The organism is Sphingobium sp. (genome assembly GCF_003248505.1).
Lineage (GTDB): Bacteria > Pseudomonadota > Alphaproteobacteria > Sphingomonadales > Sphingomonadaceae > Sphingobium.
On the sequence record NZ_QFOA01000081.1, the window covers coordinates 1 to 15,109 of the forward strand.

Below are 15,109 nucleotides of genomic sequence, written 5' to 3' on the forward strand. Positions count from 1 at the left end.
CATGACGGGCTTGGCGCCGCGATAGAGCTGGCCGCTTTCTGCAAACTTCAAAAGTTCGCCGACGATCGTCGCCTCCGCGTCGAACTTCATGGTGAGATAGGGGTCCGCCCAATCGCCCATGATGCCGAGCCGCTTGAATTGCTCGCGCTGCACATCGACCCACTTGTCGGCATAAGCGCGGCATTGGGCGCGGAATTCGGACGCAGGCACTTCGTCCTTGTTCAGCTTCTTCTTGCGATACTCCTCTTCGATCTTCCATTCGATCGGAAGGCCGTGGCAATCCCAGCCGGGCACATAGGGCGCGTCCTTGCCAAGCAAGGATTGCGCGCGGACGATGATGTCCTTCAGCACCTTGTTCATGGCGTGGCCCATGTGAATGTCGCCGTTGGCGTAGGGCGGCCCGTCATGCAGGATGAAGCGCTCACGACCCGCACGCTTTTCGCGCAGCTTGCCATAAAGGTTCATCGCCTCCCATCGAGCGGCGATGGCCGGTTCCTTCTGCGCAAGGCCCGCCTTCATGGGGAAGTCGGTTTGCGGCAGGAACACGGTGGACTTGTAGTCGGGCTGATCGGTCATAAGGCTCGCGCAGTTTCGCTTGTGGGCGTCAAATATCGCGCGGCATTAGGCGACGAAGGGCGTCGCCGCAAGGATTTGCCGCGCGTCGGCGCAGTCCTGCGCGATGCCGGCCATCAATGCGTCGAGGCCGTCATATTTCCGTTCGGCGTGGAGGTAGCGGATCAGCTGCACTTCGATCCGCTGATCGTAAAGGCTTTCGGAAAAGTCGAAGAAATAGGGCTCCAGCAACTCCTTGGGCGGATCGAAGCTGGGCCGGATGCCAAGGTTCGCCGCACCGTCCAAGACGCGCCCGTCGGGCAACAGCCCCCGGACCGCATAGATGCCGTAGGCCGGCCGCAGATATTCGCCCATGTCGATATTGGCGGTCGGGAAACCGATGGTGCGGCCCAGCTTGTCGCCATGCTGCACCGTGCCTTCGATCGTGAAAGGCCGCGTCAGCAGCCGGGTAGCGCTCTCGCAGTCGCCTTGGATCAACGCGTGCCGGATCCGGCTGGAGGAAATGGCACCTTCGCCATCGCGCACCGGCGCGACGGCTTCGGCGGGAAGGCCGAGCGCGGCGAAGCTGTCCAACTTACCGCTACGCCCGCGACCGAACGTAAAATCCTGACCGGTCACCACCGCCGCCACCCCCAGACGGTCACGCAGCATGGCGACATAATCGGCAGGCTCCAGCGTGGCGAGATCGGCGGTGAAGGCGAAGACCAGCATCGCGTCGGCCCCCGCCGCCGCGAACAGCGCCTCCCGCTGGTCGAGCGAGGTCAGGCGGAACGGCGCGGCGTCCGGCCTGAACAGGCGCATGGGATGCGGATCGAAGGTAGCGACGATCGCGGGCCGACCTTCGGTGCGGGCGCGAGCGATAGCGGCCGCCACGACGGCCTGGTGCCCGGCATGAAAACCGTCGAAATTGCCGAGCGCCATCACACTCCCGCGCAAATGCGCGGGGATCGGGGCGCTGCTGGAAAGCCGCTCCATGGCGCAGCCTATAGGCAGAGAGGGGGAGCGTGGCAATTCACGCTTTGCGCGCCAGCGTCACGAAGCTGTAGGCGGGGCGACCGTCCCGCGCAGGATGATCGGCGCGGACGGATTCCGTCCAGTCCGCCGCTTCGGGATATGCGATGGCGGCGTCGCCATCGACGTTGAGATGCACTTCGGTCAATTCGACGCGGTGCGCAACCGGCAGGAACAGGCGGTAAATCTCCGCGCCGCCGATCACCATGACGACAGGCGCATCTGCCATGCGTATCGCTTCGTCGGCGTCTCGTGCCACTTCCGCTCCTGCCCCGGTCCATGCGCGGTTGCGAGTCAGCACGATATGGCGTCGGCCGGGCAGCAGGCCCGGAAGGCTGTCGAACGTCTTGCGGCCCATGATCATAGGGTGGCCCGCCGTCAGCTCCTTGAAATGCTTGAGGTCGGCAGGCAGCCGCCAGGGAAGATCGCCGTCCCGACCTATCACGCCATTGTCGGCGCGCGCGAGGACGAGGACGACGTGCGTCACAGAGACAGCCGGGTCACATGCCCCATCTTGCGACCCGGGCGTGCTTCATGCTTGCCGTAAAGGTGCAGATGATTGGCCGGATCGGCCAGGATCGCAGGCCATTCGGATGCCTGATCGCCGATCAGGTTGCGCATGTCGATGCGAGGCGCGGCAAGGCTGGTGTCGCCCAGCGGAAGGCCGCAGATCGCGCGGACATGGTTTTCGAACTGACTGGTGACAGCGCCCTCGACGGTCCAGTGCCCGCTATTGTGCACGCGCGGAGCCATCTCGTTGAACACCGGGCCATCGGCGCTGGCGAAGAACTCGCAGGTGAGGACACCCACATAATCGAGTGCGTCGGCCGCCTTGCGGGCGAGCGCCCGCGCTTCGTCGACCTGCGCTGCGATAACGGGTCCGGCAGGAACGGTGGAGGTCGACAGGATGCCATCGACATGGACATTGGCCGGCGAGTCCCAGAAGCGCACTTCGCCATCGGCACCGCGTGCCAGAATGACCGAAAATTCCTCTTCGAAGGTAACGAACCCTTCCAGGATCGCGCTTTGACGCCCGATGGCGTTCCACGCGCCCACCGCATCGCCCGGCTCGGACAGGCGCGCCTGCCCCTTTCCGTCATAGCCCATCCGGTTGGTCTTGAGGATCGCCCGGCTACCGATGGCCTCTACCGCCGTTTCGAGGGCGTCGAGACTGTCGACCGGCAGGAAGGGTGCGGTCAGCCCGCCCAGATCGCAAACGAAGCGCTTTTCGGCAAGGCGATCCTGCGCGACGCGCAGCGCGTGGGCACCCGGTCGGACCAGTCCGTGATGTGCCAGCGTCTCCACGGCGGACGGGTCGATATTCTCGAATTCATAGGTGACGACATCGACGCTGTCCGCAAACGCCGCCAGCGCCCCTGCATCTTCATAGGCGCCGCGCGTCCAGCGGGGAGAAACATCGGCGGCGGGACCGCTTTCCTCTGGCGCGAAGATATGGGTACGGTATCCCAGTTGCGCGGCGGCGATGGCGATCATCCGGCCGAGCTGGCCGCCGCCGAGGATGCCGATGGTGGAACCGGGCGGAATGGTCGTCATGCGCGTCTTCTCAATCCTCGACCGTCTCTGCGACCGCGTCCGTCTGCCTGGCGCGCCATGCGTCCAGCCGATCCGCCAGCGCACCGTCGTTCGTCGCCAGAATCGCGGCGGCCATCAGGCCCGCGTTGATCGCACCGGGCTTGCCGATGGCCAGCGTGCCGACCGGGATGCCGCCCGGCATCTGAACGATGGAGAGCAAGGAATCCATCCCGCTCAGTGCCTTGGATTCCACCGGCACGCCCAGCACCGGGAGGCGCGTCATGGACGCGGTCATGCCCGGCAAATGCGCCGCACCGCCCGCGCCCGCGATGATGACCTTGAGGCCGCGATCCGCGGCACCGGTCGCATAATCGTAGAGCCGCTGCGGCGTGCGATGCGCGGACACCACCTTGCATTCATGCGGAACGCCCAGCGCCCCGAGCGTTTCGGCGGCGTGACGCATCGTATCCCAGTCGGACCGGGAACCCATGATAATGCCGACCGTCGCTGCCTCGCTCATGCCTTTTCCCCGTTAGGCATCCTGGCCCATCAAGCGGGCCGGGAAGCAAAGCCCCTTAGCGGCGGGGCCGCCGGGGGGCAATGCGCTTTGCGCCACGGCGGTGCCGCTCTTCTCAGCGCTCCGAAAGATAATAGCGGTCGTTCGCCGACAGGTCTTCCGCCAGTTCGTAGACGATGGGCTGGCCGGTCGGAATTTCAAGTTCGGTGATCTCATCGTCGGGGATGTTCGACAGATGCTTGACCAGCGCGCGCAGCGAATTGCCATGCGCGGAGATGACGACACGCTTGCCTGCCTTCAGGTCGGGCGCGATCCGGCTTTCCCAATAGGGCAGCACGCGCGCGATGGTGTCCTTGAGGCTTTCGGTCGAGGGGATCGCAATACCGTCGTAGCGGCGGTCCTTCGTCAGATCGAATTCCCCGCCCGCTTCCAGCACCGGGGGCGGAATGTCGAAGCTGCGCCGCCAGATCTTCACCTGATCGTCGCCATGCCGGGCCGCGGTCTCCGCCTTGTTAAGGCCGGTCAGGCCGCCATAATGACGCTCGTTAAGCCGCCAGTCCTTTTCCATCGGAAGCCACAGCCGCCCCATTTCCTCCAGCGCCAGATTGAGCGTCTTGATCGCGCGCGTCTGAAAGCTGGTATAGCACTGGTCGAAATCCAGCCCCTTTTCAGCCATCAGGCGGCCGGCCGCCCGTGCTTCCTCGATCCCCTTATCGGTCAGGTTCACGTCCCACCATCCGGTGAAGCGGTTTTCCAGGTTCCAGGACGACTGGCCGTGGCGGATCAGAACGAGTGTGGGCATGGGGCGCTTCTCCTGAACGATGAGCGGCGAACGTTGCGCTTTCCCATAGCGGGCAAAATCGTCCGTGCAAGCTTGTCGCCGGAACGCACCGCCCCACATTGCAGTCGAGCGGGGCTTGGGATAGCCAGAGACAGCCGGACATTTTGAAGGATTGACCACTTGGCATTTGTGAAGGGCGCATGGCGCATCCTGGTCGCGATCAAGGACGGGCTCGTCCTGCTGTTCCTGCTGCTGTTCTTCGGCGCGCTCTATGCCGCGCTTTCTTATTCGCCAAAGCCTGCACAAACCGTGCAGGCCGGTGCGCTGCTGCTCGATCTCGACGGCAGCATCGTCGAGCAGCCAACGGAAATCAGCGCGTCGCAACTGTTGAGCGGATCGGGAAACCAGACGCGCGAATATCGCCTTTCGGACATTGTCACGGCGCTGGATGCCGCGCGGAACGACGCGAAGGTCAAGGCAGTGGTGCTCAACCTCGACGGATTTACCGGCGGCGGTCAGGTCGCACTGGGCCGCGTCGGCAAGGCGCTGGACGCAGTGCGGGCAGCGAAGAAGCCGGTGCTCGCTTTTGCCACCCTTTACACCGATGACAGCTATCAACTGGCCGCCCATGCGAGCGAAGTATGGAGCGATCCGCTGGGCGGTGTCGCCATCGTGGGCCGGGGCGGATCCAACCTCTATTACAAGGGGCTGATCGACAAGTTGGGCGTCAACACGCACGTCTATCGCGTCGGCACCTACAAGAGCTTCGTCGAACCCTTCATCCGGTCCGATCAGTCGCCCGAAGCGAAGCAGGCGAACCAGACGCTCGCCAACGCATTGTGGCAGGATTGGCAGCAGGACGTGCAGAAGGCGCGACCCAGGGCGAAAGTCGCGGCATATGCCGCCAATCCTCTGGCGATGGTGCAGGCGACGGGCGGAGACATCGCAAAGGCGTCGCTCGCCGCAGGTCTGGTCGACAAGCTGGGCGACGAAAGTGCGTTCGGGGAGCGGGTGGCGTCCCTTGCGGGCAATGCACCCGCCGACAAGGCCGGGGCGTTCGCTGCCATCGATCTCACCACCTATGTGAAGGCTCGAAAGCCTGCCAATAACGGCCAGATCGGCGTCCTGACTGTCGCTGGCGACATCGTCGATGGCGAGGCGGGACCGGGCACCGCAGCGGGCGACACCATTTCCGGCCTGCTCCTGACGGCGTTGAGTGAGCAGAAGCTGAAAGCCCTCGTCGTCCGGGTGGATTCGCCGGGCGGTTCGGTCATGGCTTCGGAGAAAATCCGTAGCGCGATCCTCCAGGCGAAGGCGGCAGGAATGCCTGTCGTCGTATCGATGGGAAATGTCGCGGCGAGCGGCGGCTATTGGGTGTCGACGCCCGCCGACATCATCTTTGCAGAGCCGGGTACCATCACAGGCTCGATCGGCGTATTCGGCATCATCCCAAGCTTCGAAGGTACGCTGGCGAAGATGGGGATCACCACCGATGGAGTGCGCACCACGCCTCTGTCGGGCCAGCCCGACGTGACCGGAGGGACGACGCCCGAATTCGACCGAATCATGCAGTTGGGCGTTGAGGACATATATCGCCGCTTCGTCGGCATCGTGGCACAATCGCGCCACAAGTCTCCGCAAGCTGTCGATGCCATCGCCCAGGGCCGCGTATGGGACGGCGGCACGGCACGGCAACTGGGGCTGGTAGACCGCTTCGGGGGGCTCGACGATGCCATTGCCGAAGCGGCACGTCGGGCTAAGATAGATCCCGCCTCTGCCCGACCCTATTATATCGAAAAGCAGCCCGACAAATGGGCGCAATGGGTCGAATCGTTCGCGGATTACAATCGCGACGACGCCCGTGCACCCCGCGATATGCTGGCCCGCCAGTCTCTGCTGCAACGGCAGTGGGCGGGTCAGGCAATTGCGGACGTGAGAGCGATGATCTCCGGCGCGGGCGTGCGTGCCGACTGCCTGGAGTGCCGTGGGTATGGCGCGCCTCGCCCCGATCGAGCTGTCGACGAGCGGAGCCTTTTGACGGTCATCGCGACGCTCTGGCACTGACGGGAAGGACGGCTGCGCCCGGGCACTTGTCCCGGCTGCCCCATATGACCGCTTGTCGAGGCCATCGCCCTTGCCAAGCGGCTCCCCCCCGACCATGGCAATGCCCGCCTGCATCTTTGTCCATTCGACGGTCCGACCGGGACAGTAGAGCGGATCGGCATCATTGCGCGTGCCCCGGATCGGCTGCGTGAACCGTGGAGGAAAGACGTGACCCAATTCTGCACCCTCACCCTGCAATGCGCGGATCGTCCGGGTCTGGTCGCCGATGTCGCAGGGCTTCTCGCGCAGCAGGGCGGCAACATCACCGATGCGCAGCAGTTCAACGACGGTCTGACCGACCGCTTTTTCATGCGCATCGAATTTGCGGTCGCGGAAGAAAAGGTCGGCGCATTCCGGCAGGCCTTCGCCCCCCTCGCCCAGCTACACGGCATGGAGTGGTCTCTGCGGGCACAGAGCGAACGCCAGAAGGTGTTGCTGTTCGTATCGAAATTTGATCATTGCCTCGTCGACCTCCTCTACCGCTGGCGGATCGGCGAAATTGCCATGGACGTGGTCGGGATCATGTCCAACCACCCCCGTTCGGCGCTGACGACGTCACTGATCGGCGACGTGCCCTATCACCACCTGCCGGTCACGAGGGACAGCAAGGCCCGGCAGGAAGCGCAGATCAAGGAACTCGTCGAAGAAAGCGGCGCCGACCTCGTCGTGCTGGCCCGCTACATGCAAATCCTGTCGGACGATCTCGCCGCGTTCCTGTCAGGCCGCTGCATCAACATTCATCACAGCTTCCTGCCCGGTTTCAAGGGTGCCAAGCCCTATCACCAGGCCTACGATCGCGGCGTCAAGATGATCGGGGCGACGGCGCATTATGTGACCGCCGACCTCGACGAAGGCCCTATCATCCATCAGGATGTAGAAGCGATAGACCATGGCGACACCCCCGACGATCTGGTGCGCAAGGGCCGCGATATCGAACGCCGCGTGCTGGCAACCGCGGTGCAGCATCATCTTCAAGGCCGGGTGTTCCTGAATGGCGAACGCACGGTCGTCTTCAAGGCCTGATCCACGGTCGGCGTAGCGGTCGAGCGTTACATCCGCCGCCACGCCCTTCAAAAGGCGGAATAGTTTCCGCCCCCTATTGGCTTCGCTGCCCGGAAATCAGCCGCTTGCCCCGTTTATGAAGCGAAGATGAAGATCCGGATCGGCGACTGTCTTCAATCTTAAATCCAACTGTCTTCATTGCGCCATATGTGCCGGCCCGACGAACAGCGAATCGTTCGAAAGGGGCTCGATACCACTATGTTTCAAAGTCTAACCAAGGCAACTCTGCTGGCTGGCGCGGCGCTTGCCGTTATGAACGCGCCTGTTGCGTTCGGGCAGGATCAGGCCCCGCAGGCCACGACCGCCGCCGACGCGGAAGCGGGTCTTGGCGAAATCGTGGTGACCGCCACGAAGCGCGAGACCAACCTTCAGGAAACCCCGATCGCGATGGCGGTCCTCGGCACCGAAGCGCTCAAGGACCGGCACGTGCAGAGCCTGTACGATCTGGCCGACGGTTCGGTCCCGTCGCTGCGCATCGCCACGTTCGAAGCGCGTCAAAGCGCGCTCACCATCGGCATTCGCGGCATCGTGCCGCTCGACGCCAACCAGCCCGCCCGCGAACAGGGTGTCGGCATCTATGTCGACGGCGTCTACCTCGGTCGCCAGCATGGCCTTAACGCCGCACTGTTCGACGTGGAGCGGGTCGAAGTGCTCAAGGGGCCGCAGGGAACGCTGTTCGGTCGCAATACCGAAGGCGGCGCGCTCAGCATCGTCAGCAAGGCTCCCACCGGCGAATGGGGCGGTCGTATCGACGCAGGCATCGGCAATTACGGCGCGCACACGGGCGGCTTCCACATCAACCTCCCCGAAACCGCAGGGTTCAGCGTCAAGCTGGACGGCGTGATCCAGCATCAGGACGAAACCACCAAGAACCCGCTCGCCGGGCAGGTCGGCTGGAACTATTACAACCGCAAAGGCGTGCGCGCCGCCGTGCGCTGGCAGCCGACGAGCAGCATCACCAACGATTTCAGCTACGACGTCGCGAAGGACGAGAACACGCCCTTCTACAGCCAGCTGCTGAACTTCAACCCCAACAACTGCGTCGCCGGACCGGTCGCCAATTCGCCGCGCTGCCAGCTGCCGGGAATCAACTATACCACGCTGAGCGGCACCGTACGTCCGGTCCTGCCGGGCGTGGAGATCAACGGCGATACCCGCATGAAGACCGCCGACATCGGCGTGCCGCAGCAGGTCAGCACCGACAAGACGCACGGCTTCACCAACAATCTGCGCTGGACGGTTTCGCCTGAAATCGAACTGCGCTCGATCACTGCATGGCGCGGCGTCGATGTCGAACAGTGGGACAATTCGGGTGGCGCGCATCGTCCGCCGGTCGTTAACCTGACTGCCGCCTGCACGCAGGCCGCACCGTGCGGGTTCAGCCGCTACAGCCTTGCAGGGCTGCGCCAGCGGCAGTTCACCCAGGAACTGCAGGCGGTCGGCACCGTCGGGTCGATCGATTATGTCGCGGGCCTGTTCTACTTCAACGAACATGTCAGCGACGACGCCTCCACCCCCAACTCCAACGGCGTGTATCTGAACGCACAGGGCCAGCCGGTCTATGTTACGCTGGACCCGTGCCGTGGTTCGGGCGGCTTCGGCTCGATCCGGGGTTGCCGCTCGATCGACCGCGCGTCCGAAGTCTGGTCGAAGAGCTATGCCGCCTACGGCCAGGCGACCTGGAACGCGACAGACCAACTGCACTTCACGGTCGGCGCGCGCTATACGCAGGACAAGAAGCGCGGCGTTCTCAACTTCTTCCGTAACGTGAACTACAACCTTCCGGCCAACGCTGCGATCGTCGCCGGGAACGGGTACTCACCGCTGGACGAAAAGTGGAACCGCTTCAATCCGATGGCCACGATCGCCTATGACGTGACCGACGATGTCCATGTCTACGCGAAATATGCGACCGGCTATCGCGCCGGCGGCGCCAGCTCGCGCACGGCCAATTATCAGGCTTTCGATCCTGAAGACGTGAAGTCCTACGAAGCAGGCCTCAAGGCCGATTTCTGGGATCGCCGCGCACGGTTCAACCTTGCCGGATACATCATGGATCGCAAAGACAGCCAGATCGACATCAGCTTCATCCAGTTCGCGGGTGGCTCCAGCGTCAACGTGCTGCGCACGATCAATGCGGGCGGCACGACGAAGATCCGGGGCGTCGAAGCGGATCTGACGGTTCAGCCGGTCGACGGCCTGACGCTTAACGCATCCTACGCCTATACCTACACCAAGATTCCCCTGGTGCCGATTACCTTCACCGCCGGAGGTGCGACCTCGCAGCCCTATCTCCAGCAATTCTACATCCCCTTCACCCCGCGCAACGCGGCAAGCGGATCGGTCGATTACAGCCTTCCGATCGGCGGCAGCGACGCGTCGGTCAAGTTCCACGTCGATGCCAACTATGCGCAGGCGACACAGGCGTTCGACCAGTTCGATACCAAGGCGGACGCGTCCTTCCTGGTCAACGGTCGCATCTCCTTCGCCGATCTGGACGTGGGCTATGGCCGCAAGCTGACGCTGAGCATCTGGGGCCGCAACCTGTTCGACGAGCAATATGTGTTCCGCCGCGATCCGTCGAACAGCCTGCCCGCCGCACCGACGAGCAGCATTACGACGGGCAGCATCGGCAACACGCTGGGCGACTATGGCAACTTCAACGCGCCCCGCACTTTCGGCGCGGAAGCCAGCATCCGCTTCTAAAACACGACGATCGTCCCAGGAAAACCGGCGCGGATCATCTGTCCGCGCCGGTTTTTCTATGCGGGCAGGGTGACGACGATGCGCAGGCCGGGCTCTGCATTCTCCAGCGACAGCGCACCTTGGTGCAGGCGGACGATCGCGCCGACGAGCGGCAGGCCGAGCCCATGCCCCCGCTCATGTCGACTGGCGTCCAGGCGCCCGAAACGCCGCATGACGAGCTGTCGCTGTTCTGCAGGGATGCCCGGCCCGTCATCCTCGATCACGAAGTGGACGCCGCCGGTCATCGCTTCGACCCGTACCGCAATGCCGGTGCCCGGGGGCGTATGCCGGATCGCATTTTCCACCAGGTTGAGGATCATCTGTGCCAACAGCTGCGGGTCGCCCCGCACCGGTGCATACCTGCCGCCGACTGTCAGGGATTGCCCCTTTTCGTCCGCGATGGGACGCGCCATGTCGACCATGGTACGAGCGATCTCATCCAATCCGACCGACTGAAAGCCCGCCCGGCGCGCGCCGCTCTCTATCTCCGATATTCGTAGCAACGCGGCGAACATTTCGAGAAGCTGGTCCGCTTGCATCAGCGCCGCCTGCACCTGCACCTTCGCGCGCTCTGGATGCCCGGCCCGCTCCAGCAGCGCAAGTTCGTTGCGCAATCGCGCAAGCGGCGTCCTCAACTCATGCGCGATATCGTTGGAAACATTACGCACTTCGGCCATCAATTGCCCTATCCGGTCGAGCATCCGGTTGAAGGCGGCGGCCTGCCTGTCGAATTCCCCGCCATCCCCCTTTAGCGGAACGCGGCGCGAAAGGTCGCCATCGGAAATCGACTCGGCAGCCATACGCAACTGATCGATCCGTTCGCCCACCAGCCTTCGAAACAGCAGCAATCCCACCAATACCACCAGTATGATGGCACCGAAGCCGCCGATATAGATACGCTGGCGAATGTCGAAATAGTCGTCGAACGGCTCGGTTTCTGCGAAGACCGCAAGCCTCGATCCATTCCCCAGGTCGCGCACCAGCACACGCCCCGCGCTCAACCCCTCGATCCTGTCGCGCCGGTCGAGGGAAGAATAGCCCAGGGGAAGCGGGCGAGAAAATCGGACATTACCGGCAATCGGTCGCCCCGCTTTGTCGGTCAACAACATCCCCAGATCGGCGGTATCGCGGACGTGCGTGATGGCTTCCATCCGTGCCCCGATCGCCCGAACGCCTTCGCGGGTGCCCGGCGGCGCGATTGCATGGCTTTCGGCCAGAACGCGTTCGTCCACCAGGGCAGTGATCATCGACAGGGTGGTGAAATACGTACCGAAACCTGCCGCAGCGGTCACCAGTATGAAGAGCGCGATGAAGGCGATCGTCAAACCGCGCAGCGATTGCAGCCGGGGCATCATGCTCGCAGCGTGTAGCCCATTCCGCGCTGCGTGCTGATGGGATCGTCTCCCCGCTCCATCAATTTGACGCGCAGATGCCGGATATGCGCATCCACGATGTTGGTGGTCGGCATGAAGTCGAGACCCCACACTTTTTCGATCAGCATGGGCCGCGTGACGACGGAGCCTGCATGGCGCGCCAGTTCCAGCAGCAGCTTGAACTCCGTCTGCGACAGGTTGAGCGGCTCGCCGCCGCGCCATGCGCGCAGTCGCGACGGGCTGACGACGATGTCGCCTGCGCTGACGGTATCGGCGGGCTGGTCGGAAACCCGGCGCGCACGCACCAGCGCGTTGATCCGCGCGTTGAGTTCCATCGGGTCGACCGGCTTGACGACATAATCGTCCGCCCCCGCCTCCAGCCCTTCCACCTTGTCGTAGACGTGACCGAGGGCCGTCAGCATGAGCACGGGAACCGTGACGGAGGCATCGCGCATCTGCCGCAACAGGGTGATCCCGTCGATGGAAGGCATCATCCAGTCCAGGATCACGGCATCGAAAGCCTGCCTCCCTATCATCGCCATGGCGGCACCGCCGTCATTGGCGGTTTCGACCTTATGCCCGAAATCGGCAAGCTGTTCGGCCAGTTGCCGTTGCAACTGGCGGTCGTCTTCGGCGAGGAGGATGTGAAGGGTCATATGCGACGATCCGATGTGTGTCAGTGACTTTGCGACCTTAGCCGTGCCTCGCTCGATTGACCATGGAGCGGCGTAGACGAACGCGCTATCGTGCCGATGACCGGATGCCGCCGTCGTGGGATTTCGTAGCGAAAAAACATGGTCCCGCGCCATGCTACTGCTCCGCGCGCCGGGTATCGTCGCGGGATCCGACATTGCAAAATTCAGCGTCCGATACCCCGGTGGAGGAAACCGCATGGCCCCCGTATCGGCGCACCGATGGACGCGTACGGCCTCGCTCATCATCGTCATCGATATGGAATGGCTGGGTTGGCTGCCCCCCCGCCCGGTCATTCAGTTGAGGCAGGCGGTCGGTAAGTCCAGCCGGGCAACCGCTCCGCGTGAAGGGCCGGGGACCAGCGCGAAATGCCCTCCAAGTTGACTGGCGAGCGCACTGGCGATGCGCAGGCCGAGCGAAGGCGCCTGTTCGATCGCAAAATCGGGCGAAACCCCCCTGCCGTCATCGGATATCTGAAGGCTCAGCCCTTCAACCGACTCTTCCAGATGGACGTGGATGGAACCGGCCATGTCAGGCAAGCCATGCTCTATCGCGTTACTGACGGATTCTGCCACGACGAGAGCGAGCGGCACGGTAATGTTCGGGTCCAGCACCAACCCCTCCGGCGCGCTCACCATCATACGCACATCTTCCCGGCCCGAAGCGACGACGATATCCTCGGTCAGCATTTCGAGAAAGGCGCGCATGTCCTTCCCCGACCCCGAAGGATCGTAGAGCGCCCGGCTGATCCGGCCGATCAGCGCCAGTCGTGCGGACGCATCGTCCAGCGCACGCCTGGCCACATCGTGATCGATATGGCGGCGCTGCAAACCCAGCATCGCGGCGGCGACCTGAAGATTGTTCGACACCCGGTGCTGAAGCTCGCGGAACAGAAGTTCGCGATTGTCCGCCAGCGCGCGGCTCCGCTCCCGCTCCAGCGCCAGATGATAGTTTGCCCGCTGCATGAAGTGGATCAGCGCGATGTCCACGCCGACGACCCCGACATAGAACGACAGGGCCACGGCCACCGCCGGGTTGAAGGTCATCTCATGATAGGGCGGGATGAAGAAAAACCATGAGAGCCCGCCGCACAGGATGGCCGCAAAGAGGCCCGGCCTGATGCCGAACAGGAAGGAAGCAAGAATGACCGCCGGAAAAAAGGTGACGAATGGATAGCCGGTGGGGAGAATAGGCGCTGCTGCGACGCGCAAGGCCCAAGCCCCAGCGCATAGAAACATTGTCAACAGATAGGCATAGGCGGGCGTTTCGAAGACCAGCGGAAGGCGCTCCACGAAGCTCTCGTTATTGCGCTGCATGATTGTCCCCACCGTCTATCGTTACTGTAGCACAACTTTCATCGATCGCCTTGATCGAGGTTAGGATCGACCCGCGCACAACGCAATATGGGGCGCCCGATCCACCGGACGCCCCATAAAGTCATCGATCCTTCCCGTGATGCGCCCGGGGGCGCGCCCGGGTCAGTCCTGAGTCAGAAAGTCGGGCAGACCTGCGCTCGAACCGTCTTCGTCGCTCTTGCCACCCTCGCTCCGGGGACCACGGTCACGGCGGGGACCACGGTCACCGCCGCGGCCGCCGCGATCGCCTCCGTCGCGACGCGGACCGCGACTGCGGTCGCCTCGACCTTCACCGCCCCGATCGCCGCGCGGTTCACGCGGTTCGCGGGCGGGACGCGTATCTTCCAGTTCCTCGCCGGTTTCCTGATCGACGACGCGCATCGACAGGCGGACCTTGCCGCGCGGATCGATCTCGAGGACCTTGACCTTCACTTCCTGACCCTCCGACACAACGTCGGTCGGCTTTTCGACGCGCTCATTCTTCATTTCGGACACATGGACGAGACCGTCCTTGCCACCCATGAAGTTCACGAAAGCGCCGAAATCGACGATGTTGACGACCTTGCCGGTGTAGACCTTGCCGACTTCCGCCTCCTCGACGATGCCGAGAATCCACTTCTTGGCCGCTTCGATCTGGGCGGTGTCGGACGAGCTGATCTTGATGATACCCTCATCGTCGATGTCGACCTTCGCGCCGGTTTCCGCGACGATTTCGCGGATGACCTTGCCGCCCGTGCCAATAACGTCGCGGATCTTCGACTTGTCGATCTGGATCGTCTCGATGCGCGGCGCATGCGCCGACAATTCGGTGCGGGTCGAGGACAGCGCCTTGCTCATCTCACCCAGGATATGGGCGCGGCCTTCCTTTGCCTGACGCAGCGCGACTTCGAAGATTTCCTGCGTGATGCCGGCGACCTTGATGTCCATCTGCATCGTGGTGATGCCGGCTTCGGTCCCTGCCACCTTGAAATCCATGTCGCCGAGGTGATCCTCGTCGCCCAGGATGTCGCTGATGACCGCGTAATCCTTGCCTTCCAGGATCAGGCCCATGGCGATGCCCGAAACCGGACGCTTCAGCGGAACGCCCGCATCCATCATCGAGAGCGAACCGCCGCAGACGGTCGCCATCGACGAAGAGCCGTTCGATTCGGTGATGTCGGACAGGACGCGGATCGTATAGGGGAACTCGTCCTTGCCCGGCAGCACGGGATGCAGCGCGCGCCAGGCCAGCTTGCCATGACCCACTTCCCGACGACCCGGGGCGCCGAAGCGGCCCACTTCACCGACCGAATAGGGCGGGAAGTTATAGTGCAGCATGAAGTTTTCATAGTGCAGGCCGGTCAGGCCGTCGATCATCTGCTCG

13 protein-coding genes are annotated in these 15,109 nt (G+C 63.5%); 3 read left to right on the forward strand and 10 right to left on the reverse strand.

Annotated elements, in window-relative coordinates; translation table 11 throughout:
- The 6 genes from DI606_RS17205 to gpmA form a co-directional block, all read right to left on the reverse strand.
- On the reverse strand, positions 1-576 hold a 576-nt coding region (locus tag DI606_RS17205; protein ID WP_293985152.1), incomplete at its 3' end, for a class I tRNA ligase family protein.
- Positions 577-621: 45 nt separating this feature from the next.
- A complete protein-coding gene (locus DI606_RS17210; RefSeq protein WP_293985153.1) occupies positions 622-1,548 on the reverse strand; it encodes a bifunctional riboflavin kinase/FAD synthetase in 927 nt (308 codons plus the stop codon).
- Between the two features lie 37 nt (positions 1,549-1,585).
- Positions 1,586-2,071 (reverse strand): dihydrofolate reductase, encoded by a 486-nt coding sequence (locus DI606_RS17215; RefSeq protein ID WP_293985154.1) that lies wholly within the window; start codon positions 2,069-2,071, stop codon positions 1,586-1,588.
- A complete protein-coding gene (locus tag DI606_RS17220; protein ID WP_293985155.1) occupies positions 2,068-3,138 on the reverse strand; it encodes a 5-(carboxyamino)imidazole ribonucleotide synthase in 1,071 nt (356 codons plus the stop codon). The genes DI606_RS17215 and DI606_RS17220 overlap by 4 nt, the downstream gene beginning before the upstream one ends.
- 10 nt (positions 3,139-3,148) lie before the next feature.
- Positions 3,149-3,637, reverse strand: coding sequence for a 5-(carboxyamino)imidazole ribonucleotide mutase (gene purE, locus DI606_RS17225; protein WP_293985156.1), 489 nt, complete (start codon positions 3,635-3,637; stop codon positions 3,149-3,151).
- 112 nt (positions 3,638-3,749) lie between these two features.
- A complete protein-coding gene (gpmA, locus tag DI606_RS17230) occupies positions 3,750-4,436 on the reverse strand; it encodes a 2,3-diphosphoglycerate-dependent phosphoglycerate mutase (protein WP_293985157.1) in 687 nt (228 codons plus the stop codon).
- A gap of 159 nt (positions 4,437-4,595) precedes the next feature.
- Here gpmA and sppA point away from each other — a divergent pair, with 159 nt between their 5' ends.
- The 3 genes from sppA to DI606_RS17245 all read left to right on the forward strand — a co-directional run bounded on the left by sppA (position 4,596) and on the right by DI606_RS17245 (position 10,286).
- Positions 4,596-6,479: a signal peptide peptidase SppA gene (gene sppA / locus DI606_RS17235; protein ID WP_293985158.1), complete on the forward strand. Its 1,884-nt coding sequence runs from the start codon at positions 4,596-4,598 to the stop codon at positions 6,477-6,479.
- A gap of 207 nt (positions 6,480-6,686) precedes the next feature.
- The gene (gene purU / locus DI606_RS17240) at positions 6,687-7,541 is read left to right on the forward strand and encodes a formyltetrahydrofolate deformylase (protein WP_293985159.1); all 855 of its coding nucleotides are present in this window, start codon (positions 6,687-6,689) and stop codon (positions 7,539-7,541) included.
- Positions 7,542-7,778: 237 nt separating this feature from the next.
- Positions 7,779-10,286, forward strand: a complete 2,508-nt coding sequence (locus tag DI606_RS17245; RefSeq protein ID WP_293985160.1) for a TonB-dependent receptor — start codon at positions 7,779-7,781, stop codon at positions 10,284-10,286.
- A gap of 56 nt (positions 10,287-10,342) precedes the next feature.
- Here the strand turns inward: DI606_RS17245 and DI606_RS17250 are convergent, their stop codons facing one another.
- The 4 genes from DI606_RS17250 to pnp all read right to left on the reverse strand — a co-directional run.
- Entirely contained in the window at positions 10,343-11,680 is a 1,338-nt protein-coding gene (locus tag DI606_RS17250; RefSeq protein WP_293985161.1) for a HAMP domain-containing sensor histidine kinase, read from the reverse strand.
- Positions 11,677-12,354, reverse strand: coding sequence for a response regulator transcription factor (locus tag DI606_RS17255; protein WP_293985162.1), 678 nt, complete (start codon positions 12,352-12,354; stop codon positions 11,677-11,679). The genes DI606_RS17250 and DI606_RS17255 overlap by 4 nt, the downstream gene beginning before the upstream one ends.
- 333 nt (positions 12,355-12,687) lie before the next feature.
- The gene (locus tag DI606_RS17260) at positions 12,688-13,707 is read right to left on the reverse strand and encodes a DUF4118 domain-containing protein (protein WP_293985163.1); all 1,020 of its coding nucleotides are present in this window, start codon (positions 13,705-13,707) and stop codon (positions 12,688-12,690) included.
- A gap of 162 nt (positions 13,708-13,869) precedes the next feature.
- The coding region (gene pnp, locus DI606_RS17265) for a polyribonucleotide nucleotidyltransferase (protein WP_293985164.1) at positions 13,870-15,109 on the reverse strand (1,240 nt) is incomplete at its 5' end.

Bases quoted from the DNA above. Each gene is read 5' to 3' on its own strand.
- DI606_RS17220 (WP_293985155.1), bottom strand. From the start codon at position 3,138: ATGACGACCATTCCGCCCGGTTCCACCATCGGCATCCTCGGCGGCGGC.
- DI606_RS17255 (WP_293985162.1), bottom strand. From the start codon at position 12,354: ATGACCCTTCACATCCTCCTCGCCGAAGACGACCGCCAGTTGCAACGG.
- DI606_RS17250 (WP_293985161.1), bottom strand. From the start codon at position 11,680: ATGATGCCCCGGCTGCAATCGCTGCGCGGTTTGACGATCGCCTTCATC.
- DI606_RS17260 (WP_293985163.1), bottom strand. From the start codon at position 13,707: ATGCAGCGCAATAACGAGAGCTTCGTGGAGCGCCTTCCGCTGGTCTTC.
- purE (WP_293985156.1), bottom strand. From the start codon at position 3,637: ATGAGCGAGGCAGCGACGGTCGGCATTATCATGGGTTCCCGGTCCGAC.
- DI606_RS17245 (WP_293985160.1), top strand. From the start codon at position 7,779: ATGTTTCAAAGTCTAACCAAGGCAACTCTGCTGGCTGGCGCGGCGCTT.
- DI606_RS17210 (WP_293985153.1), bottom strand. From the start codon at position 1,548: ATGGAGCGGCTTTCCAGCAGCGCCCCGATCCCCGCGCATTTGCGCGGG.
- gpmA (WP_293985157.1), bottom strand. From the start codon at position 4,436: ATGCCCACACTCGTTCTGATCCGCCACGGCCAGTCGTCCTGGAACCTG.